The 26,356-nt window shown below is 25.4% G+C and carries 16 protein-coding genes; 8 read left to right on the top strand and 8 right to left on the bottom strand.

Annotated features, from left to right (window positions below; all coding sequences use genetic code 11):
- The first annotated feature begins 51 nt into the window (after positions 1–51).
- The 6 genes from priA (at position 52) to elbB (ending at position 8,527) form a co-directional block, all read left to right on the top strand.
- Positions 52–2,247 carry a primosomal protein N' gene (gene priA, locus AUT07_RS01620; RefSeq protein ID WP_066283332.1) on the top strand — a complete coding sequence of 732 codons (2,196 nt, stop codon included), beginning with the start codon at positions 52–54 and terminating at the stop codon, positions 2,245–2,247.
- 430 nt (positions 2,248–2,677) lie between these two features.
- Positions 2,678–3,094: a hypothetical protein gene (locus AUT07_RS01615; protein WP_157871122.1), complete on the top strand. Its 417-nt coding sequence runs from the start codon at positions 2,678–2,680 to the stop codon at positions 3,092–3,094.
- A gap of 356 nt (positions 3,095–3,450) precedes the next feature.
- Complete coding sequence (gene hslV, locus AUT07_RS01610) at positions 3,451–3,981, top strand: ATP-dependent protease subunit HslV (protein WP_066283319.1); 531 nt, start codon at positions 3,451–3,453, stop codon at positions 3,979–3,981.
- Positions 3,982–3,991: 10 nt separating this feature from the next.
- Positions 3,992–5,323: an HslU--HslV peptidase ATPase subunit gene (gene hslU, locus AUT07_RS01605; protein WP_066283311.1), complete on the top strand. Its 1,332-nt coding sequence runs from the start codon at positions 3,992–3,994 to the stop codon at positions 5,321–5,323.
- A 605-nt stretch (positions 5,324–5,928) separates the two neighbouring features.
- Positions 5,929–7,416 (top strand): inorganic phosphate transporter PitA, encoded by a 1,488-nt coding sequence (pitA, locus tag AUT07_RS01600; protein ID WP_066283308.1) that lies wholly within the window; start codon positions 5,929–5,931, stop codon positions 7,414–7,416.
- A 442-nt stretch (positions 7,417–7,858) separates the two neighbouring features.
- On the top strand, positions 7,859–8,527 hold the full coding sequence (gene elbB, locus AUT07_RS01595) for an isoprenoid biosynthesis glyoxalase ElbB (RefSeq protein ID WP_204200685.1): 669 nt from the start codon (positions 7,859–7,861) through the stop codon (positions 8,525–8,527).
- A 402-nt stretch (positions 8,528–8,929) separates the two neighbouring features.
- Here the strand turns inward: elbB and prlC are convergent, their stop codons facing one another.
- From prlC to mutH, 8 genes are all read right to left on the bottom strand, one after another.
- On the bottom strand, positions 8,930–10,969 hold the full coding sequence (prlC, locus tag AUT07_RS01590) for an oligopeptidase A (protein ID WP_066283305.1): 2,040 nt from the start codon (positions 10,967–10,969) through the stop codon (positions 8,930–8,932).
- Positions 10,970–11,332: 363 nt separating this feature from the next.
- Positions 11,333–12,208, bottom strand: a complete 876-nt coding sequence (sucD, locus tag AUT07_RS01585) for a succinate--CoA ligase subunit alpha (protein WP_066283302.1) — start codon at positions 12,206–12,208, stop codon at positions 11,333–11,335.
- Positions 12,209–12,210: 2 nt separating this feature from the next.
- Entirely contained in the window at positions 12,211–13,377 is a 1,167-nt protein-coding gene (gene sucC, locus AUT07_RS01580; RefSeq protein ID WP_066283300.1) for an ADP-forming succinate--CoA ligase subunit beta, read from the bottom strand.
- 144 nt (positions 13,378–13,521) lie between these two features.
- Positions 13,522–14,694: a 2-oxoglutarate dehydrogenase complex dihydrolipoyllysine-residue succinyltransferase gene (gene odhB / locus AUT07_RS01575; protein WP_395496606.1), complete on the bottom strand. Its 1,173-nt coding sequence runs from the start codon at positions 14,692–14,694 to the stop codon at positions 13,522–13,524.
- 60 nt (positions 14,695–14,754) lie between these two features.
- A complete protein-coding gene (locus tag AUT07_RS01570) occupies positions 14,755–17,580 on the bottom strand; it encodes a 2-oxoglutarate dehydrogenase E1 component (RefSeq protein ID WP_066283292.1) in 2,826 nt (941 codons plus the stop codon).
- Positions 17,581–18,142: 562 nt separating this feature from the next.
- A complete protein-coding gene (locus AUT07_RS01565; protein WP_066283289.1) occupies positions 18,143–18,886 on the bottom strand; it encodes a Nif3-like dinuclear metal center hexameric protein in 744 nt (247 codons plus the stop codon).
- A gap of 343 nt (positions 18,887–19,229) precedes the next feature.
- Positions 19,230–22,583, bottom strand: coding sequence for an exodeoxyribonuclease V subunit gamma (recC, locus tag AUT07_RS01560; RefSeq protein WP_066283287.1), 3,354 nt, complete (start codon positions 22,581–22,583; stop codon positions 19,230–19,232).
- Between the two features lie 417 nt (positions 22,584–23,000).
- Complete coding sequence (gene mutH, locus AUT07_RS01555; protein WP_066283286.1) at positions 23,001–23,732, bottom strand: DNA mismatch repair endonuclease MutH; 732 nt, start codon at positions 23,730–23,732, stop codon at positions 23,001–23,003.
- Positions 23,733–23,948: 216 nt separating this feature from the next.
- On the opposite strand from mutH, the gene metK reads away from it, so the two are divergent.
- Both metK and dapD read left to right on the top strand, forming a co-directional pair.
- On the top strand, positions 23,949–25,103 hold the full coding sequence (gene metK, locus AUT07_RS01550) for a methionine adenosyltransferase (RefSeq protein ID WP_066283284.1): 1,155 nt from the start codon (positions 23,949–23,951) through the stop codon (positions 25,101–25,103).
- 277 nt (positions 25,104–25,380) lie between these two features.
- Positions 25,381–26,211, top strand: coding sequence for a 2,3,4,5-tetrahydropyridine-2,6-dicarboxylate N-succinyltransferase (gene dapD, locus AUT07_RS01545; RefSeq protein ID WP_066283281.1), 831 nt, complete (start codon positions 25,381–25,383; stop codon positions 26,209–26,211).
- Positions 26,212–26,356: the final 145 nt, after the last annotated feature.

Genomic DNA, 26,356 nt, shown 5'->3' with positions numbered 1-26,356 from the left:
ATACCATATTAAAGAAAATAATAATACAATAATTATTAGGAATAATTAACAATGAATATTGTTAAAGTTGCCTTACCTATTCCAGTAATGCATGCTTTTAATTATCAATTACCAAGTAATTTTTTATCTCCTATCAAAGGTCGTCGAGTATTAGTTCCTTTAGGAAAACGTATGATTTTAGGTATTGTATTATCAGATAATATACATGTCAAATGTAGTTATAGACAATATAAAATTATTAAAGAAATTTTAGATTACGAATCATTATTCTCCGATAATTTATTGTCATTACTTATTTGGTCTTCTAAGTATTATCACTATCCTATTGGTGAAGTATTATTTCATGCATTACCAAGTCTATTGCGTCAAGGTAAGGGTACTATTTTTTCTCCTTTGCAGCAATGGCAAGTTACTTCGTATGGTAAAAATACTTCTATTAATCAATTAAGAAGATCACCAAAACAACAAAAAGCACTAAAATTATTACAAGAAAGAAACCTTTATCATCATCAAATTAATGAATTTGAATTAAGTAAAAATACTTTAAAATTATTAAAAAAGAAAAATTTAATTCAATTGTTATATGTGCAACCTCAAATGGAAAATTGGTATCCTAATTTTTATTTTTTTATTAAAAAAAAAGAACTTAATCTAGAACAAAAAACAGTAGTAAGAATACTAAATTCTAAATTAAAATTTACTACTTTTGTATTAGTTAGTAAAAACAGTTTTAGTAAAATAAAAGTTTATCTAAATGTTATTGGTAATGTTTTAAAAACAGGCAAACAAGTATTATTATTAGTTCCAGAAATAAAATTAATTTATAATTTTATGGATATTTTTAAAAAACGATTTAATGCCCCGATTGACATATTACATTCTAAATTAAATAATAATGAAAGATTAGCAGTTTGGTTGCGAGCTAAAAAAGGATATAGTGCTATCGTTATAGGTACAAGATCTGCTGTATTGATTTCATTTATGAATCTTGGATTAATTATTCTTGATGAAGAGAATGATAATGCATATAAAGAACAATATGGATGGCGTTATCATGCTCGAGATTTTGCAGTTATGCGTGCGAAAAAAGAAGATATTTCCATTATTTTAGGTACAGAGACACCTTCTTTAGAAAGTCTTAAAAATATTGATGAAGGAAAATATCAACGGCTAGATCTTACTGAACAAACTAAAAGTAATAAAAAGTTAAGTCAATATTTGTTAGACTTGAAATGCCAACCATTAAAACATGGTATATCACGTATATTAATTCAACGTATTGAGGATCATTTATTAGCAAATAATAAGGTTTTGTTGTTTTTAAATCGTCGTGGTTATTCGCCAATATTAATTTGTCATAATTGTAGTTGGATTGCAGAGTGTTTAAGTTGTAATTATTATTACACATTACACTATTATGATCGTCAAATGCATTGTCATCGATGTAATAATCAATTACCAATGCCAATACAATGTTTAAAATGTGGTTTAAAATGTTTAATTACTCTTGGTTTAGGAACTGAACAATTAGAAAAAATTATTAACAATATTTTTCCTGATGTCCCAGTTACTCGTATTGATAGCGATACTATTTATGATAAGAAAGAATTAAAAAAGAAATTAGAAATTATATATAAAAATGGTGCCAGAATTTTAATTGGAACACAAATATTGGCTAAAGGATATATTTGTCCTGACATTACTCTGGTTTCATTACTTAATATAGATTCTGTACTTTTTGCTAGTGATTATCGTGCAATAGAAAAATTTGCTCAATTGTATATTAAAATATCCAATAATATTATTGATCGAACAAAGAATAGTGAATTAATTTTACAAACATATTATCCAGAAAACCCCTTATTATTGACATTAATTAAAAAAGGCTATAATGCATTAGCAATAGAAATGCTTGCTGAACGTCGTGATGTTTCTTTGCCACCATATAGTAATCATATCATTATTCGTTCAGAAGATTATAATGACAAATCTGCAGCTAATTTTTTAGAGAAGTGTCGACAGTATATAGAACAACACAGTATGCGTGACTCTAAACTTTGTTTAATAGGACCTATCCCAGCAATTAAATTTAAATGTGCAGGACGATTCCATTGGCAATTATTGCTTCAACATCCTTCTCGTTATTATTTACAACAGTTTTTTTCATGTGTGTTACCTAAAATTATGAAATATCCTGAAGGTAGAAAAATAAAATGGAATATTGATGTTGATCCAATTGAAAATTAGATATGATAATATATCATTGTTATAGTAATTATAAATAAAATTAGCGTTTATATTCTATAATTTATAAAAATTATTTTTTATTTTAAAAGCTAATAAAACTATTTTAAATTAATATTTTATATTTTTATTAAATGTTTTATATAAATGCATTGAAAACAATAAAATTGTTAACTATATTAAATAGTTGCTAATTATTTTAATAATATTATTTATTAACGAAATTATTAGTATAATAATATGTTGTGTATTTAATTTATTAAATATTATCTAACATGGAATACCATTCCAGTTCTTTTTAATAGAATTAATTATAATTAAATTTTAATTTTTAATATTTATTGTTATATTTATATAGTTATATAATTTTTTTTTGAAATAATTACGTATTATTATAATTAATTTAATAATTTTTGTTGTTCTTATTTTAAAAGTGATACAAAAAGATTATGTAAGACGAAAAACGTCAATTACAAGAAAATATTTAGAGAAAAAAAAATCAAACGAAGTGTTTATGACAATCTCTTTGATTGTATTTATCATTTGTATTATATTAATGAATAGGTTACATTATTTTATTCCAAATAAATATATTTTAAATTTAGAATTATTTAATAATAAAACCCGAATAGTTAATAGTCTACCTCCTAAACCAAAAGAACGTTGGTTTTATATAAAAGCTCTAGAAAAGAGTAATATTTACTCACAGGATATAGAATACAAAAAATTAACATCTGACATTATTGTAAATAAATATATTAGATCTTTTAATCATTTTAATAAAAATATCAATATAAAAGTGGATAATTATATAGTTAAAAAACCCGTTAATAGCAATAAAATAAAATAATGTTATTATAAATATTTTACATTATTAAAATATGTTAATAATTTGGGAATATAAGATTTATTAAAGATAATTTAATTTTTTGTATTATAAAGTAATTACTAGTTCATAAAATATTTTTAAGTGTTTTTATAGATAAAAAAGAATAGCTAAAAATTATAATGGAAAATCTTATCATAGCTTATAGAGTTATTTGCATATTGGTTTATCTATTTTTTAGCATAAATTATCTAGGTTATAAAATAAGGGTTGAAAAATGATTTTTTTACTCCATTTTCATAATTACTAACGTCATGTAGTTGACTTTTTATATAAGATAAAAATCTTATTTCTTAATAAGAATAATTAATGGATAAGTCATGACTACAATTATAAGTGTTCGTCGTAATGGTCAGGTTGTCATTGGTGGTGACGGACAAGCTACTATTGGTAATATTATTATGAAGGGTAATGTCCGCAAGGTACGTCGCCTTTATCATGATAAAGTTATAGTTGGATTTGCAGGTGGTACTGCTGATGCATTTACATTATTTGAACTTTTTGAACAAAAACTAGAACTGCATCAAGGACATTTAACAAAATCAGCTGTTGAATTAGCCAAAGATTGGCGTACAGATCGTATGTTACGAAAACTTGAAGCACTTTTAGCTGTTGCAGATGTAAATAATTCATTAATCATTACAGGTAATGGAGATGTTATTCAACCAGAAAATGATTTAATTGCGATTGGTTCTGGTGGTGCTTATGCACAAGCTGCTGCCCGTGCTTTATTAGAAAATACAGAAATGAGTACCCGTGAAATTGTAGAAAAAGCGTTAAATATAGCTAGTGATATCTGTATTTATACCAATCATAATTTTAACTTTGAAGAACTATCTTCAAAATTTTAAGGATTTAAACATGTCTGAAATGACACCTCGTGAAATTATCAATGAATTAGATAATCATATTATTGGTCAAAATAAAGCAAAACGTTCTGTTGCTATTGCATTGCGTAATCGTTGGAGACGCATGCAGCTAGATGAGACATTACGTCATGAAGTAACACCAAAAAATATTTTAATGATTGGTCCAACTGGTGTAGGAAAAACTGAAATAGCTCGTCGTTTAGCAAAACTTGCTAACGCCCCTTTTATTAAAGTAGAAGCAACAAAGTTTACTGAAGTTGGATATGTAGGTAAGGAAGTTGATTCTATTATTCGTGATTTAACTGATGCTGCTGTAAAAATGGTACGACTTCAAACTATAGAAAAAAATCGTTATCGTGCAGAAGAATTAGCAGAAGAACGTATTTTGGATGTTTTATTACCACCTGCTAAAAATAATTGGGGACAAACTGATACAAATATAGAACCATCTAACGCTCGTCAAACTTTTAGAAAAAAATTAAGAAAAGGAGAGTTAGATGATAAAGAGATTGAAATTGAAATTGCTACTCCACCAGTGGGGGTAGAAATTATGGCTCCTCCAGGTATGGAGGAAATGACTAGTCAATTACAATCTATGTTTCAAAATTTAGCAAGACAAAAACATAAATCTCGCAAAATGAAGATTAATGAAGCTTTTAAAATATTAATAGAAGAAGAAGCTGCAAAATTAGTTAATCCAGAAGAATTAAAACAGCAAGCAATTGATGCTGTTGAACAGCATGGTATCGTATTTATAGATGAAATAGATAAGATTTGTAAACGTGGTGAAACATCTGGTCCAGATGTTTCACGAGAAGGTGTGCAACGTGATTTATTGCCTTTAGTTGAAGGTTGTACAATTTCTACTAAACACGGTATGGTTAAAACTGATCATATTTTGTTTATTGCTTCCGGAGCCTTTCAAATTGCTAGTCCTTCTGATTTAATTCCTGAATTGCAAGGTAGATTGCCTATCAGAGTTGAATTACAAGCTTTAACTGCAGAAGATTTTAATCGTATTTTAACTGAACCTAATGCATCTCTAACAATACAATATAAAGCATTAATGGCTACTGAGGGTTTAAATATTGAATTTACCAGAGATGGTATTAATAAAATTGCTCAAGCAGCTTGGCAAGTCAATGAAAAAACTGAAAATATTGGTGCTCGTAGATTGCATACTGTACTTGAGAGATTAATGGAAGATATCTCTTTTGATGCTAGTGAAAGAAATGGTCAACATATTATTATTAATGCTGATTATGTAGCTAAACATTTAGACGAATTAGTTGCTGATGAAGATTTAAGTAGATTTATTTTATAATTTTTTAATATTTAAATAGTTATTTAATTAAATAAAAACTATTTTATCATTATTTTATTTTACATTTTTATTAAATATTAAATTAATCAATACAAGCATGAATATAAAGATGTTAATCTCGTCATTTTTTAAAACTATTTTAAATGCCTTAGGTAAAAATATAAAAAGAATTTTAATTTAAATAATATAATTGTATATGTATTTTATAATGAAATACATATAAATATAAATTAAGAAAATTACTTATTTTTGATTTATATTTATACTGAGATGTTTAATTAAAATTTATTATACTTCAATAAATATATAATAATATATTACATATTAATTAATTAAATTTTTATGAGAATATATATCATAGCAATATTAATATATTATACGTAAATATTTTTAAATATTGTATTTTTAAAATGGTATTTTTTTATCTTTTATGCTATACAATACTAGTATTGTTAAATAAATATATTTATATATGTAGTAATTTTAGATGCTGTGTTTTAATTTTTGTAACTTGTAAATAATAAAGATATGTATTTTTCTTCTAACGTTATATTTTATAACTGATAATACATTCATTTCATAATAAAGCCACTGGTTTAAATTTTATGATAAATGTATTTGCTAATTTAGATTTTTATACTACTGTATTGCTAATAATAGCATTGTTATTTGTATTATTTTACGAAATAATTAATGGATTTCATGATACATCAAATGCGGTAGCAACTGTTATTTATACTAGAGCAATGAGAGCTCAATTAGCCGTAGTTATGTCTGGTATATTTAATTTTTTAGGTGTTATTTTAGGTGGTTTAAGTGTAGCTTATACAATTGTACATTTATTGCCAACAGATCTTTTACTTAATGTAAGTTCTACGCATAGCTTAATAATGGTTTTTTCTATGTTATTAGCAGCCATAATCTGGAATCTTGGCACTTGGTATTTAGGTTTACCTACTTCTAGTTCACATACTTTAATAGGAGCTATTCTTGGTGTTGGTTTAACTAATGCTTTAATAATAGATTCTTCTATAGTAGAGGCGTTAAATATTCCTAAAGTAATTGAAATTTTTATTTCTCTTATCTTTTCTCCTGTAATAGGTTTTATTATAGCTGGATCTTTGATTTTTTTATTGCGTCGTTATTGGAATAGTACCAGAAAACGCATGCGTATTCATTTAACTCCAGATGTAAGAGAAAAGAAAGATGGTAAAAAAAAACCCCCTTTTTGGACTAGAACTGCATTAATTTTATCTGCATTTGGTGTTAGTTTTTCCCATGGAGCTAATGATGGACAAAAAGGTATTGGTCTTATTATGTTAGTATTAATAGGAGTAGTACCATCTGGATTTGTGCTTAATATGCATGCTAGTGATTATGATATAACTCGTACTCATGATGCAATAATACATCTACAACATTACTACGAAGAGCATCAATCAGTAGTGAATCATATTATTCGTAAATCAAAGCATGAATCTGGATTAAAAATTATAGATGAAAAATTTTATTGTGATAACTCTAGCCCTATGAAAGTCTTAAAACAGACATCTAAAATATTGATACAAATTCAAAATTATTCAATGTTAAAACAAGAACAACGCAATCAAATGCGTAGATTGTTAATATGTTTATCTGATACAGCATTATATGTAGCTAAATTACCAGAAATATCGTCTTCTGATACACGGTTTTTACGTAATTTAAGTAATGATTTATTAAATACAGTTGAGTATGCACCATTATGGATTATTATTGCTGTCGCATTATCTCTTTCCATTGGAACTATTATTGGTTGGCAGCGTGTTGTTATAACAATTGGTGAAAAAATTGGTAAGAGTAGCATGACTTATGCACAAGGAGTTGCTGCTCAATTAACTGCAGCAATTTCTATTGGTATTGCTAGTTATACTGGAATGCCAGTATCAACAACACAAGTCTTATCTTCTGCTGTAGCAGGTACAATGGTTATTCATGGTGATGGTGTACAAACTAAAACAATTAAGAATATATTATTAGCTTGGTTTTTTACATTGCCCATATCTATCATATTTTCTAGTTTATTTTATTGGTTATCATTAAAGTTAATATAATATTATGTGAACTTTTTATATTCGAAAATAATTATTAAAAGCATTTATTTTATATTATGTATATTTAGTACACTTAAATCATAATAATATTTTAAATTATCAAGATAAATATTATTAATATTCAATAATATGAAAATAAGAAATATTTTTTTATAGTTTTTGCATATTAAAATAATAGAAAAATAATGTTAATAACTTAAATAAATATATTTACTTAATTATAGATTTAGATACTTATTTTATAGTATTTAAACTACTAATTTAAATAGTATATAAAACGGTTGTTGAATTAAAAAATATTATTATATATAAATACATAATAATATTTTTTTAATTTATTAAAATATGGTAATTTTTAAAAATTCTTAAAATTAAATTTATAATTTTTCTGATTTTTATTTATATATAAACGTTTAATATTTTATAATGGATCTTTTAAAAAATGATTAAAAAATCTGATTTTAATGTAGCAGTTATACTGTCTGGATGTGGTTATTTAGATGGATCAGAAATTAGCGAAGTTATTCTTACGCTTTTTTCTTTAGAAAGGAAAGGAATAAATTATCAATGTTTTGCTCCTAATATAGAACAATGTGAGGTTATTGATCATTTAACTGGTAAGCAAATATGTGAAAAAAGAAATGTTTTGCTTGAATCAGCTAGAATAGTAAGAGGAAAAGTAAAATCTATTACAGAATGTAATGCTTTATATTTTAATGCATTAATTGTACCAGGTGGTTTTGGTGTAACTAAAAACTTATCAGATTTTGCATCATTAGGTATTAATTTTAAATTAAAAATAGATATTTTAAAAATTTGTCGAAGTTTTATAGGAAAAGCTGTTGGTTATATTTGCATTGCTCCTATATTATTACCACTAATTTATGGTAAAAATATAAAATTAACAATAGGTAATAATCAAAAAATAAATGATATTGTAAATAGTTTAGGTGGAGTTGCCATAAATTGTACTGTTGATGATATTATTGTTGATATTAAAAATAAAGTTATTTCTACTCCTGGATATATGTTAGCTAATAATATTAGTGAGGCTTATCGAGGGATAGATAAATTGGTGGGAAAAATATTAGAGTTATCAGATTATAAATAGCATATGTAAAATATGTTTATATATAATAAATAAAATATTTGATCAATAATCATTAATAATAATTTGTATCATAAGTACAATTCATTACAGTTATTAATATATAAATATTTAATTTATTTAATTATAATTAATTAATTAAATATTTTTTAAAATTATGTAATCTTAATACTAAGATAGCAAATACTTAATTTATATATAGTTTTATGTATATTTTGTGTCTAACAATAAATGATTAAATTAACATCTACTAAAATTATTTTTAATATTAACTAATTTATAGCATCCAATGTAATGTTGTATTAAAAATAAAATCAATATTAAATAATCTTGACGTTCATAATTTAAAATAAGCTGTATGGTTTTGTTTTTTAAAAATTACTATATTTGTGAGATTTACTTTAATTAAAAACCCTTGCTATCCAGCATTGCTTTTATATTAGGTTTTCGGCCAAGAAAACGATTAAAAAGTATTGAAGGGTTCTCAGCACCACCTTGGCTTAAGATATTATTAAGGAATGATAATCCAATTATACGATTAAAGATACCTTTATCTTTAAATTTTGCAAACACATTAGCTGCTAAAACATCTGCCCATAAATAACTATAGTAGCCAGCGGCATAATCATCAGAAAAGATATGACTAAATGTATTAGGAAACCGATTCCATTCAATATATGGCATTATAGAAAATTGTTTTTTAATTAAATTCATAGTAGATAAGACATGATTATTTTCATGATCATTATATTTAATATGTAAATTAAAATCAAATAAACAAAATTCTAATTGACGCATGAAAAACATACCAATATGATATTTTTTATATTTTAACATATTTTTTAATGTTTTTTTTGGCAATGGGTTTCCAGTTTTGTAATGACCTGATAAAAAAGTTAATACTTCAGGTTCCCAGCACCAATATTCCATAAATTGACTAGGTAATTCAATAGCATCTAATGGGACCCCATTAGTACCTGAAACATCAGCTACATCAATTTTAGTTAATATATGATGTAAGCAATGTCCAAATTCATGAAACAAGGTAATGACTTCATCATGATTTAAAAGAATCTGTTTATCGAAAGATTTATTGAAATTACATATTAAGTAAGCAACTGGTTTTTGATAACTATTATCAAGGTGTTTTAATCTACTAACACAATTACTCATCCATGCACCCTCACGTTTATATTCTCTACTATATATATCTAAATATAATCCACCATATAAATAATTATTTTTATGATTATATAATTCAAAAAAACGTACATCTGGATGCCATATATCGATGTCATAACGTTCTTTAACATCTATATTGTAAATTCTATTTATTAGTTCAAATAATCCTTTTATAACTAATTCTTCTGGAAAATAAGTACATAATTTTTCATTTTTAATGGAAAATTTATGCTGTTTTTGTTTTTCACAGTAATAATCTAAATCCCATGGTTTAATTTGTTTAATTTTATAGTAATTACGAGAAAATTGTGTTAATTCCTCCAATTCTTTTTTAGCTTTTTTATAATATATTTTTATAAGATTATTCAAAAATTTTAAAACTTGTTTAGGTGATTTAGCCATTTTCGTGGCTAATGATTTTTCAGCAAAATTATTAAAACCTAGTAATTTAGATAATTCATAACGTAAGGATAAAATTTCTTCCATAATATCACCATTATCCCATTTTCCAGCATTAGGTCCTGTATTAGAAGCACGTGTATTATAAGCATAATACATTTCTTTGCGTAACTCACGATTATTAGCATACTTCATAATTGATAGATAGCTCGTTGTATCTAGTGTGAATAACCAACCTTTCCCCCCTGTTTTTTTTGCTAATTCTTTTGCCGCTAAAATATATTTTCCTGGTATGCCATCAAGATGGCTATTATTTTGAATTAGTTTTGTCCAGCCCATTGTTGAATCTAGTACATTATTACTAAATTGATTTTCTAATATTGATAGTTTAATCATAATGTTCTTATGACGTCTTTTTTTTTCTATTGGTAAGTGAATACCTGATAATTTAAAATTACGTAACTTATTTTCGATAGATTGACGTTGTGCTTGATTTAATTTATTAAATTCAGCATTACATTTTAATGCTTGATAAGCCTTGTAAAGGCCATTATGATGCATAATCCAATTATTAAATTCTAATATCATAGGTAAGCATTTATCATAAACTTGTCGTAATTCATTACTATTTTTTACTGCATTAAGATGATTAATTGTTGACCAAGCTTTAGATAAGTTATTATTAGCTTCTTCTAATGGACGATATAAATTATTCCAATTAAAAGTATTATTTTTTCTAAGTACAGAATCAATATCCTTTCGATAATTATCTAATATTGTTTTTATTGCTGGTATTATATGTTCTGTTTTAATTATTGAAAAATGAGGTAATGTAGACTGTGTTAATAATGGGTTTCTTTTCATAAAATTATTATATTATTTTAATTTTATTTAAAACTATTTATTTTATAAATATATATAATAAATTATTATATATATTATATTATAACTTAATTAATTTATTATAAAAATATTTTTTGATCTATTAAATTTATTTTATCAGTATATTTAGTTTTAATCATTTTTATATGATATTTATCAAAGTTATAAAGATAAAAATCTGTTTGAACTATTAAAATATAACGTTAATATTATTAAATATGATGAGATCAAGAATATCTTTTTGTATACTATATTTTTATTAAGATATAGTATATTGTATTTATGATTTTTATATAATATTAAAAGTAATATAAAAAGTTTAAAAATTACTTAGTATTAATGTATTTATTTGATATCGACTAAATTTTTTACATATTTAGCAATATTCACTAAATTACGAACAGTTTTTACACCTGCTTTTTCTAAAGCAATAAACTTTTCTTCAGCAGTGCCTCCACTACTATCAATTATTGCACCAGCATGTCCCATACGTTTGCCTTTTGGTGCTGTTATACCGGCAATATAAGCAACGACTGGTTTAGTAATATTATGCATGATATAATCAGCCGCTTCTTCTTCAGCTGTACCTCCAATTTCACCAATCATTACAATAGCTTTAGTTTCTGGGTCTTTTTGAAACATTTTTAAAATATCAATAAAATTTAATCCAGTAATGGGATCACCACCTATACCAACACAGGTAGATTGTCCTAATCCAATATCAGTAATTTGTTTAACTGCTTCATAGGTTAAAGTACCAGATCTTGATACAATACCTATTTTACCAGGTTTATGTATATGGCCTGGTTGAATACCAATTTTACATTCTCCTGGAGTGATAATACCAGGACAATTTGGTCCAATCATTTTTATTTTAGTTTCTTCTAGTTTATATTTTATGATTAGCATATCTAAAATAGGAATTCCTTCCGTAATAGTAACAATTAATTTTATACCGCTATTAATTGCTTCAAGAATTGAATCTTTGCAAAATGGAGCAGGAACATAAATTACCGATACCCTTGCCCCAGTTTTTTGTACAGCTTCATGTACTGTATTAAAAACAGGTAATCCTAAATGTATTAATCCACCCTTACCTGGTGTTACTCCACCGACCATCTTTGTACCATAATCAATAGCTTGTTTAGAATGAAAAGTTCCTTGATGACCTGTAAATCCTTGGCAAATAACTTTAGTATTTTTATTAATTAAAATAGACATCCTTATTTTACCTCTACTGCTGCAACTACTTTTTTTGCTGCTTCCTGCAAACTAGTTGCAGTAATTATTTTTAATCCACTATTAGATAATTTTTGATTACCTAATTCAGCATTGTTACCTTCAAGACGGACAACAATAGGAATTGTTGTTCCAATTTCTTGTAGTGCTTCAATTATACCATCAGCAATTAAATCACATAGAACAATACCACCAAAAATATTAACTAAAATAGCTTTAACATTTGAGTCCGATAAGATAATTTTAAATGCTTCTTTTACACGTTCTTTGGTTGCACTCCCCCCAACATCAAGAAAATTAGCTGGAGTACCACCATTTAACTTGACAATATCCATCGTGCCCATAGCTAAACCAGCACCGTTTATCATACAACCAATATTACCATTTAAAGCAACATAATTTAAATCCCATTCTAATGCATGTGCTTCATTTGGATCTTCTTGAGAGATGTCCCTCATTTGAGATAATTTTTTTTGTCGGTATAAAGCATTATTATCAATATTAATTTTACTATCTAAACATATTAAATCTTTTTGATTAGTAATAACTAACGGATTGATTTCGATTAACATTAAATCATATTTCAAAAAAATATTCGCTAATTTAATAAATATTTTGCTGAATTGCTCAATTTGTATATTATTTAAATCTAACTTGTAAGCAAGTTCCCTACCTTGATAAGGCATTGGGCCAGTTAAAGGATCGATAATGATTTTGTGAATCAGTTCTGGTGTTTTTTTTGCTACTTTTTCAATTTCAATACCACCTTCAATAGATGCTAGAAAAATAATTCTATTGGAACTACGATCTATAATAGCACCTAAATAAAGTTCCTTTTCTATTTTTGTCATTGATTCTACCAATATATAATTAACAGGTTGTCCATTAGAATCTGTTTGGTATGTTATCAGTCTTTTTCCTAACCAATATTCAGTAAATAATCGTATTTCATTCATATTATTAATAATTTGTACGCCACCAGCTTGTCCTCTACCACCAGCATGTATCTGACATTTTACAACCCAAGGACTATTACCTAATTTTGATGTTGCTTTGTATACTTCATTTAGTGTTGTACAAACATAACCTTTTGGTATTGGTAACCCATGATATGAGAGTAACTGTTTTGCTTGATATTCATGTAAATTCATAATAATTAATCCATAATTTCTTTAAATAAATTAAATACATAAAATTTTTATGTATTTAATTTATTTAAAGATTAGCTAATAAAAATTTATATTTTACGTAATATCTAATTTAGATTAAATATTTTATAATTTAAAATTTATTATTTAGACATCTAATAATAAGCGAGCTGGATCTTCTAACATATTTTTTATTGTTATTAGAAAACTAACAGATTCACGTCCATCAATTAAACGGTGATCATAAGAAAGAGCTAAATACATCATAGGTAAAATTTTCACCACACCATCAACGACCATTGCTCTATCTTTAATAATATGCATTCCTAAAATACCACTTTGAGGTGGATTAATAATTGGTGTTGACATTAAGGAACCAAAAACACCTCCATTAGTAATGGTAAAATTACCGCCAGTTAATTCATCTATTGTTAACTTGCCATCGCGACCTTTAATCGAAAATTCTTTTATCTTTTTTTCGATTTCTGCCATACTCATTAGATCTACATTGCGTAATACTGGGGTTACTAATCCTCTAGGTGTAGAAATAGCTATACTAATATCAAAATAATTATGATAAATTATATTTAAATCATTAATAGATGCGTTAACTTCAGGATAACGTTTTAAAGCTTCAACAGTCGCCTTTACATAGAAAGACATCAATCCTAAACGGATACCGTGTCTATTTTCAAAACTTTCACCATATTGCTTTCTTAAATCTAAAATAGGTTTCATATTTACTTCATTAAAAGTAGTTAATATAGCAGCATTATTTTTTGCTTTAAGTAAACGTTCTGCAATACGTCGACGTAAAGGAGTCATTGGTATGCTCTTTTCATTTCTATTAGAAACAGATGATGATACTTTTATATTTGTATTATCTTTTTGCTCAGTTAATATATTTTTATTTTTTTTATCTTTGATATGTTTATTAACATCATCAGGTATTATGCGATCTTTTATACCACTGCCTTTAATATTAGATGGATTTAACTCATGTTTTGCAATTAAACGACGAACAGCTGGTGTAAGTGTATTATCATTTTCTTTTTCAAGATTAATGTCATCATTATATTTAGGTGGAATAATATTTTTTATATTAGTAGTTTTTTCTACTTTATCATTGGCAATAATGTAACCCAATAGTTCTTTAGATAAAACAATAGCACCTTCTTTTTTTACAATAGATTCCAATACTCCTGAATCTACTGCTGGTATTTCAAGTACAACTTTATCAGTTTCAATTTCTACTAATATTTCATCTCTTATTACCTGATCACCTGGTTTTTTATGCCAATTTACAACTATAGCATCCATAACTGATTCAGGGAGATCAGGGACAAGAATTTCTATTCTCTTCATTTTTATATCCATTTATTATTTTAGTGCACCTTCGATTAATGTTTTTTGTTGTTCTTGATGCATTGATATATAACCTACGGCAGGTGAAGAAGATGCAGGTCGTCCAACATAACTTAATAATGAATTTTTAGATAGTATATCCTTGATATTTTGTTTACTATAATGCCATGCACCTTGATTCATAGGTTCTTCTTGACACCATATAAAATCCTGAACATGCACATAAGGCTTTAATATTTTTTCTAACTCTTTAGATGGAAAAGGATATAATTGTTCAATACGTATAATAACAATATCATTTTGTTTATTTTTGCGACGGTGTTCAATTAAATCATAATAAATTTTACCTGAACATAAAATTACACGTTTGGTGTTTTCTGATTTTATTAGATCTAATTCATTAATAACCGGTAAAAATTTACTATTTGCTAATTCTTCTAAGCTAGAAACTGCCATAGGATGACGTAATAATGACTTAGGTGTCATTATAATTAATGGACGTCTAGTATTACAAAGTATTTGACGGCGAAGTATATGATATATCTGAGATGGAGTAGATGGAATACACACTTGTATATTTTGTTCTGCACACAATTGTAAATAACGTTCTAAGCGAGCAGAAGAATGTTCAGGACCTTGCCCCTCATATCCATGAGGTAATAACATTACTAATCCACACATACGTCCCCATTTTTGTTCACCTGAGCTAATAAATTGATCTATAACTACTTGTGCTACATTAGCAAAATCACCAAATTGAGCTTCCCAAATAGTTAGAACACGAGGTTCTGTTGATGCATAACCATATTCAAAGGCAAGTACAGCTTCTTCAGATAGTACTGAATCCCATATTTCAAATATTCCTTGATTTTTACTAATATTAGCTAAAGGTATATATACTAATCCATTAGTTTGATCATGAATAACTGCATGACGATGAAAAAAAGTACCGCGTCCTATATCCTCACCAGATAAACGAATGTTTATTCCTATATCCACTAATGTTGCATATGCTAAAGTTTCTGCTGCTCCCCAATCAAGCATTTTTTTTCCGTTAGCCATATCTTGTCTATCACTAAAAATTTTTTTTACTCTAGGATGCATAATAATTTCTACCGGAATAGTAGTTAATATTTTTATTAATTCTCTTAATCTTTGTTTATTAACTGGAACTGGATTATATTGATTATTATTCTGCTCATGATTTAAATAAGGCTTCCAAATTAAATTATTTATTTTTACGGAATCCCAATTATTCATCAAGTAATCATTGTTATCTAATTTATTACGGTAAATATCAATCATTTCTATAACTTGATTTTTATTAATAATTTTTTCAGATATTAATTTATCTGCGTAAATTTTACTAGTTGTAGCATGTTCTTTAATTTTTTGATACATTACTGGTTGAGTAACACTTGGTTCATCAGATTCATTATGACCATGACGACGGTAACAAACTAAATCAATAACTACATCACGCTTAAATTTATTACGAAAATCTAATGCCAGTCTGGTAACAAAAATAACTGCTTCTGGATCATCTGCGTTAACATGAAAAATAGGTATTGATATCATTTTCATAATATCTGTACAATATTGTGTTGAACGTACATCTTTAAGATTAGATGTGGTAAATCCAATTTGGTTATTTATGACAATGTGTATAGTGCCACCAACTTCATAGCCTCTTACTTGCGACATATTAAGGGTTTCTTGAACAACTCCTTGAGCTATCAAAGATGCATCTCCATGAATCGTTATTGGTAATACTGCGTTATTATTAGTATTAGTTTTTCCATGTAATCGATCTCTTCGTGCACGAGCAGAACCGATTACAACTGGATTAACTATCTCTAAATGCGATGGATTAAAGGCTAATGTTAAATGAACTAAAATATTTTTAATTTTATAATTAGCAGAATATCCTTGATGATATTTAACATCTCCAGTACCTGAATTATTTCTATGTTTGCCTAAAAATTCATCAAATAATTCTTTAGGATATTTACCTAAAACATTAACTAGCACATTCAATCTTCCTCGATGAGCCATACCTATTACTATCTCTCGAGTTTCTTTTTGACTTGAATATTGAATTAGATTTTTCAACATTGGAATTAATGAATCACCTCCTTCTAAAGAAAAACGTTTTGCCCCAGGAAATTTTCTTCCAAGAAAATGTTCTAGCCCCTCAGCCGCAATTAATTCTGATAAAAATTGTATTTTTTCTTCTGCGCTAAATGTTTCATTAATTGGTGTATTTATTTCTATATGTTGTTGCATCCAATGTTGTTCTTCAATATTTGTCATATGCATATATTCAATGCCTATTGAAGAACAATAAATTCGTTTTAAGATAATATATAGTTCACTTAATTTAATATTGGTTTGTTTGCCAGCAAACAAACCAATATTAAATGTATTTTCAAGATCAGTTTTAGTTAAACCGTAAAATATAGGATCTAAATCTGGAACAATTGGTTGTTTCCATATACCTAGAGGATCAAAATTTGCATTTTGATGTCCTTTAAACCTAAAGGCATTTATTAGTTCAATAACTTTAGTTTGTTTTTCATAATTAAAAAATGCCTTCTTGATAGAAGTTTGTAAAGGTGTAGATCTTTTTGCTAATGAACGAAAAATGGTACGTATCTCAGAATGTGAGTGTTCAAAATTAAATATCTGTGCATTTGATAGTTTATCAAAAATATTTCTCCAATCTAGGTCTACAGAATTATGATCAATTAAATACTCTTCATAAAGTTGCTCAATATAAGATTGATTCGCACTACTTAGAAAACTAGAATCTAACCATTCTTCCATTATGCTTTTTTGCATCATGATCCTTTAAAGTTTATATATTATTTTAACTAATTATGTTATAATATTTTTAATATTATTCTTAACATTATTAGCTGCAATTAAGTTTTTAAGTATTTTTATGTTCGTTTAAGCTAAAATTTTGTTAAATATTACAATTAAATTTTTAAAATTTTTTGATAAAAACACAATCATTTATGTATTTTTAATCTGAAATTTATGTTATAATCAAGTTATATTATTATTTATAACTTGATTATTATAACTTGATTTATTTTATTATTCAAATATTTTAATTAATATTTATTGAAATGCATTTATTTTAAAATTTAATGTAATATATTTTTTTATTAAATGATCTTGGTATATTTTTAAAAAGTTAATAGTTATTGAATCTTTAATTAATAGTTATTGAATCTTTAATAATTTTAATAGATTAATGAACAATAATTTTAATAGATTAATGAAGCTTATCTAAAAGATAAAATAATATAGTTAGTAAAATAATATAGTTAGTATAAATAAGTTTAAATATATTTAATTGAATTAAATATATTTAATTGAATATGAATTTAGTTCATTATACCGGATTATTTATATCTATGAAAATAACTTGAAATCCATAATTCTTATTTAACCATTCACCTAATAGTTTTACTCCAAATTTTTCAGTTGCATGGTGACCTGCAGCATAAAAATGAATTTTCATTTCTCTAGCAATATGAATTGTTTGTTCAGAAACTTCACCTGTTACAAAGGCATCAGCTCCGGCTTCTGCTGCTTTTTGAATCAAATCTTGGCTACTACCAGTAGACCAAGCAATTTTATGTATTTTTATTGGCCCATTATCTCCACAGTATAATGGTTGACGATTTAGTCTATTGCTTAAACGAGATATCAGATTATCAGCAGTTATAGATTTTGTAAATTTACCTATTGGTAAGAATGGAGTAATATAACTTTCTATCTCCACTTCCATAAGATTTCCTAATTGTATATTATTGCCAATTATTGGATGACAATCTAGTGGTAAATGATAACTATATAAATTCATGTTATTACATAGCAATGTTTTTAATCTATTACGCTTCATATTAAGAATTACTTGTGGTTCATTTTTCCAAAAATAACCATGATGTACAATGATAGCATCAGCTGATAATTTTATTCCTTCATTAAGCAGTGCTTGAGATGCCGTAACTCCAGTTACTATTTTACATATTTCTGAGCGACCTTCTACCTGTAGACCATTAGGTGAATAATCTTGATAATTATCAATCTTTAAGTATTGATTGATTATTTTTTCTAATTTAATATTATTCATACTTATTTATCCAATTTGCAATATTAATTTAGTTAAATTTATAAATTTAAAATTAGTTAAAAACTACTATTGTATTAGTATTATCTTATAATTAAACTTTAATGATATATTTATTAATATATTGTTTATATTGTTAAAGTATAATTTAATCTGTAATATTACTATCTAATAATTAATAGTTTTATATTTTATTATTAAATATTTTTATTTAAATAGCATATTAATTTTTGTAAAAATTTTTACATTATATTTAATATTTGGAATAAAATATTAAAATTAAAAATTACATAATATTTTAATTTTGGTTAATAAAAAATAATTTCATACTTCTATATGAAGTATATTATGCTTCTTTACTAAAAGAGATTTTTTTTCTAAAAATTATCATAGGAAATAAATAAGTAATTGCATTTTCTTTAATTTTTTTTAATAGATTATTATCTATTATACTAAAAGCACGATTAATATAACTATCTTGAATTTCACCTGGTTGATTATGCGTACCTTGTATAGATTGTATAAGGTACATGTTTGCTTTAGATAATATTTTATCTGATTTAAAATCAAATGTATTATTTTTTTTATTGTAGCATGATATTAACCATTTCCAACTACTTTTATTAAAAAGTGCTAATGGTGAGTTCATACCTTCTTTATAGCCATTAATTAATTGTTGTAAATATAATTTAGCTTGACATTTATCTATAGAATTGAAACACCATTCACTATTATTTTTCCCCCAATAATAACTTTCACCAACTCCAATAATTAAACAAAAAATTAGATGCTCTATCCATAGAGATAAACCATCATTAATTGTAAGAATAGCAGGTCGATAACGAATAATACCATTTTGTTGCAAATTACTTAATTGTCCGTGTAAATAAGTATTTTCTAAAAATTTAATAATAAATGGTTTATTAATAACTTTGTGATAATTTATCTTAATTTTATTAACTAACGGCTGCATATCTTTAATCTGTTTTTCCCAATAAATTTGCCCAAAATATTTTACAGGTAATTTTCCGGTTGCGCGTACTATTGTTAATAGATTTTCTATTGATTCCTCATTAATCATAGCTTTCATTAATTGTTCATTAATTTTATATTTTTCTAAATTATCTACAATAAATGGTTCATTTTCAGGTAAATGTACTTCTTTATTAAAAAAATAAACTTTTAATCTTTTTTGAAAAAAATATTTTATCGGATGGCGATAAAAACTAATTAACTGTTCTAATGATATTTCATTAGAATATTGTTCTATTGGCATTAGTGATGATTTACAAAAAAGTATTTGTTTTTTTCCTTTTTTTTTAGCTGTTTGTAACCATGCAGTTGAGTAACTTTGATGAATACTATTAGATAAATAATTTTTTATTGAAAATGGCACTCTAGTATGTTTAGTAACTAAATGTTTTTTTATTTTAAAAGAACTGAAATCAATATTTAAATGTTCATCACCTTCTAAGCAAAAATTTTGACTTATATAATCAAGTAATTCATTTATTAATACTGATGGATTATTTTCTTGATTATCATTAATATTATATCCAATATAACTAAGATAAAATATTTGAGAAGCAGAATTTAAAGCTTCTAAAAATAAAAAATAATCATTATCTCTATAATTTTGATCACCAAGTTGTGGATTATCAGTTATTAAATCAAAATTTAATGTAGGTATTGAACGTGGATATATTTGATCATTTAATCCTAATAAACATACGACTTTAAATGGAATAGAATGCATAGATGTAAGATTACAAATACTAATTTTATCATTAAATAAGCGTTGTTTTATTTTTTCATCATTAAAGCTTTTCTCTAATTCATTACGAATAATTGATATAGAAACCATATCTTCATACTTTGCTAATATGCCAGTATTAATAATCTTTTTCCATTGTTTTAAAATAAATATAAATATTGATTCAATATTTTCATTAATTTCAAAAAAATCATTTAATATGATCTGACCTATAGGTAACCATTCTGATAATTTTTTTTTCTTATTTAGTATATTTTTCCAGTTAGATAAATAATCAATAAAAACCGCAAGATGACCAACTAATTTAGCTGATAGTCCTGTACATTCATTATAAGGGGAAATATTATTCCAAGTACCTATATTGTTATGCATAACATAGCCTAACATCATTCTATTTAAACCGAAACTCCATGTATTTTGCTCTGTTATAGGCAAGTCTAACATTGAAATATGTTCATTATTTAATCCCCAGCAGATCCCTGATTCATTAATCCATCTTTTTAATAAAGGTAATTCATTTTCATATATAGAAAATTTTCTAGCTAATGCTGGAATTTCTAAAAATGTAAATATTTCTTCTCCTGTAAAACGAATATTAGGTAAATTAAGTAATAAAATAAAAGTTTGTAGAATAGAGTAGTCACCGTGTTCTATTTTATATGCTGATATAGAAAAGGGAATGCTATGATTAGCAGATACATTGTTAAATACAGCTTTTATGTAAGGCATATACTTATTAATATCAGATACCATTACAATAATATCTTTTGGTATTAATGTTGGATTTTCATCAAATAATTTTAATAAATAATCATGTAAAACTTCTAGTTCACGTTGGGGGCTATGGCAAGAATGAAATGTCAATGATTTATCTTTTTTATTTAATTTTCTTTTACTTAAGCTATTAAAATAGCTATTTTTTGTTAAACGAATATTGTTTAGATTTTTTGAGTTTAGAATATCTCTTTGAATGTGATGTAATAAAGAATCAGATGGTATATCTATAAATTTATGAATTTCGTTAGATTGCTTAAATTGAGAAAGTAAATATAAATTATCAATTCCTAATTTTCCCCAAGATTCTAATAATTGATTATTTAGAAATAATTTTTTTTTATTTATATTATATTTTGCGCATGTATCAATATTTGTTTTTAAATTATTACCTTCTTGTATGTCGTAATTATATTTATAACATTGATTCATCATCATTAAATGAATATCTATATGTTTACTAAGAGCATTAAATAATTCTAAATATATTGGAGGAAATGAGATAATACCACATATAAATATACGTTTTGGCAAATTAATATTAGAAGATAAGGGTAAGTCTAATGTATTTATAAATTTTTTATAAGGATTTGTATAATACCAATGATGTTGATTAAGTTTTTTATAATATTCAATGAATTTTAGCCATAGTATTTTTTGCCAATGTTGATGATTACTTAATCCATTAATTATTTGTTTATTATACCAACATTCTAACCATTGAGGACGATAAATTAGATATTTTTTAAATAAAAAAGCAATACGGTATGATAATTGATGTAATTTTCTGTTATCTATATCTTTATTTAAATATTGTTTAATTTCTTTAAATTCTGGTTCATCTAATAAAGATGGTAAAATTTTCATAAATTTCCAACTCATATTTTCTTTACTAAAAGTATTTTTTTTTGGAAAAGAAGAAAAAACTTGAATAAAAATATTCCAAATAAAATTAGATGGTAAAAGAAAAGAAATATTAGCCACAACTCCTATACTGTATGCAAGTTCTATTTGTAACCATTGCGACATGATTTGACTTGGCACTAAAATAATTTCTTTTTCTATTGGATTAATTAATGGATAATTTTTAATTAAATTAGAAATTATGTTTTTGTGGACATTTAATCGATTAGAATGATAAATATATAACATAATATCTCGATAAATTAATATTTATATTAATTCAATGTTTTTGTTATACTGCAGTATTTGATATAATTTTAAATTATTTTTTTACAAATGTTTTTAATTTTATTAAAACAATTCAGTATTAAAACTTAAGAAAATATATTATAAATATATATATAAATGTCAGCAAATATTAAGATATTTGTTTTATAATTTTCTATTATTTTTATTTGTAATTAAATAAACAACATAAATTTTAAAATTTAGTGATTATTTGATTATTGATATATATTTTTTATATATATAGTTTTACTATATATTAATAAGATTTAATCTTTTACAGTTTTAGTATGGTTTAATTTAATTATATTAAAAATTTTTATGATAAATTTGTCATATAAAATTTCAGTCAAAATTTATATTTTATATATAGATTATATATTAAATTATATCAAAATAACTATTTATTTTTTTTAAATATTGATTATTAGAGCATAAATTAAAATGATGAGATATTATTATATCTGTAAAATTTTTTTTTAGATAAAATCCACGAGGTAAAGTCATTATTTGTTGGCCCTTTCTTCCTATTCCTTTTGTTAATGACTTACTATTAGCTGCTTTTGGCCGTATTTGCAAAAATTGCCCATGTCTTGATGTAATATCTTCAATATTACCTAAAACGATCATATCCATTAATTCTTCCCAATCTTGTTTTAACCATTGTTCTTGGATTTTACTTGGACTCCATAATATTGGAGAAGCTATTCTTCGTTTTGCTAATGGAATTCTTTGTTCACCTTCAATTGGTATCCATAAGATACGTGATAATTTATAACGTAAGTAACTAGATATCCATGTTATTCCTATATTATTAATTAAAGGTACTACACAAATAAAAGTTGTTTCTAATGGTTTACCATAATAGTTAATAGGAATAGTTTTTAATTCGATACCAATATGAGCAAAGTCTTGTTTTGCTGTATTACCACCACTAGCACCTAAATAATATTCTAATAATTTCCCAATCCAACCTTTGTTACATTTAAGGTTATTAGGCATAGATATATTTATATTATTTGCTAGTTCTTTTATTGTATATCCTGCTAAATTTTTAGCGTTATTAAGCAATTTTTCTTCATTTTCAGGAGAAATAGGAAATTTTTTAATCATCAATCATATCCAATAAATAAAAAATATTAAGTAATTCAAAATTTATTTTAATTACTAAATAAAATATCAATAAGTTAGTGTTAATTCAAATAAATTATTTTAGGATAAAAAACAAATAAAAAATTACTAGAAATGCCATTAACTTAATATTATAATTAAAGTATAAATATTAATGTTTTAAAATAATATTTTAAAAAATAAGGTAATTAAATACTTATGACCTCACATTTATTTACTTCTGAGTCAATATCAGAAGGTCATCCTGATAAAATTGCTGATCAGATTTCTGACGCAGTTTTAGATGCAATTCTTGAACAAGATACAACAGCTAAAGTTGCATGTGAAACTTATGTAAAAACCGGCATGGTAATAGTTGGAGGTGAAATTACTACTAATGCCTGGATTGATATTGAAGAAATTGCTAGATCTACTATACGTGAAATTGGTTATACTAGCTCAGATATGGGTTTTGATGCTAATTCTTGTGCTGTTATTTGTGCAATAGGGAAACAATCATTAGATATTTATCAAGGTATAAATCATAAAAATGTGTTAGAACAAGGAGCAGGAGATCAAGGAATTATGTTTGGTTACGCTAATAATGAAACTGATGTTTTCATGCCAGCTCCAATTATTTATGCACATCGTTTAGTTAAACGTCAATCTGAAGTTAGAAAAAATGGCACCTTACCTTGGTTACGACCAGACGCTAAAAGCCAAGTTACTTTTCAATATGAAAACAATAAAATAGTTGGCATAGATACTATTGTATTATCTACTCAGCATTCTGAAGAAATCAAATCAAAAATATTATCAGAAGCTGTAATGGATGAGATTATTAAGCCGGTATTACCTACTAAGTGGTTACATAAAAATACTAAATATTTTATAAATCCAACAGGTCGTTTTGTTATAGGAGGCCCAATGGGTGATTGTGGTTTAACTGGACGTAAAATTATCGCAGATACTTATGGTGGTATGGCTCGTCATGGCGGTGGTGCTTTTTCTGGCAAAGACCCATCTAAAGTTGATAGATCTGCTGCTTATGCTGCCCGTTATGTGGCGAAAAATATTGTTGCTGCTGGACTTGCTGATCGTTGTGAAATTCAAATTTCTTATGTTATTGGTATTGCTAAGCCAATATCAATTATGATTGAAACCTTTGGTACTGAGAAAATATCTAATGATATTTTTATACATGTTGTCAATGAAATCTTTGATTTACGTCCATATGGTTTAATTAAAATGTTAAATTTATTGCGACCTATTTATCAGCCAACTGCAACATATGGACATTTTGGTCGTTCTCAATTTCCATGGGAAAAAATAAACAAAGTAGCTGATCTTCGTTCTGCTGTTGGTTTTAATTAATTAAGAATCCATAAATTATAGAATGTATATTAAATTTTAATATTTTATTTAACGTATTTAAATCTATCTTATATTAAGACAGATTTATTGTAATAGTTTTTCAAATATTAATAAGTAATAAATAATATCTAAAAAATAGATATCATAATAGTTATCATTAAAATATATTAAAATTTAATTTTTTATATTTTTGCATTTATTAATATATTGTTTTATCCATGTTATTTTTAATATAAATAATAAAGATTTACATGATAACAATAGAGGAATTAATATTATGGAGCAGCTTCAAATAATTATTGAAAATGCTTTTGCACATCATTTAAGACTGACATCAGTAAATGATGATTTTAAATTAAATACAGCAATAAATCAGGTAATTAATCAACTTGATAATGGAACTTTAAGAATTGCTGATAAGATCAATGGAAAATGGATTACTCATCAATGGTTAAAAAAAGCAGTAATACTTGCTTTTCGTATCAATAAAAATAAATTAATAAATGGTGCAGAAAGTAAATATTTTGATAAAATAGATATAAAATTTGCTAATTATGATTACACTAGATTTCAAAAAGCAGGTTGTAGAGTTGTCCCATCAGCAATAGTTAGAAAAGGTGCATTTATAGCGAAAAATACAGTATTAATGCCATCTTATGTTAATATTGGGGCTTACATTGACGAAGGATCTATGATTGATACTTGGGCCACAGTTGGTTCTTGTGCACAAATTGGTAAAAATGTACATTTATCAGGTGGGGTTGGAATTGGTGGCGTGTTAGAACCAGTACGATCAAATCCAACTATTATCGAAGATAATTGTTTTATTGGTGCTCGCTCTGAAATAGTTGATGGTGTTATTGTAGAAGAAGGTTCAGTTATATCTATGGGTGTATATATTGGCCAGAGCACCAAAATTTATAATAAAAATACTGGCGAAATTATTTATGGTCGCATTCCAGCTGGATCTGTTGTTGTGTCAGGTAATTTACCTTCTAAAGATGGTAATTATAGTTTATATAGTGCAGTTATTATTAAAAAAGTTGATGATAATACTAGAAAAAAAATTTCTATTAATGAATTATTAAGAATAGTAGATGAAATTTGATATTTTATCGAAATAATATGCAATAGTTTTATTAATTATATATTTAACAAATATCTTATATAAGATATATCATTTGTATTATTTACAAGATCACGTTATGCTATCTATGTATTATAATTTAGATATTTATTGATATGTGTTAATG

Origin of the sequence: Candidatus Arsenophonus lipoptenae (assembly GCF_001534665.1) — a bacterium.
GTDB classification, from domain to species: domain Bacteria; phylum Pseudomonadota; class Gammaproteobacteria; order Enterobacterales; family Enterobacteriaceae; genus Arsenophonus; species Arsenophonus lipoptenae.
Note: the sequence above shows the minus strand (reverse complement) of the source record. Positions and strands in the feature narration are given on the sequence as shown.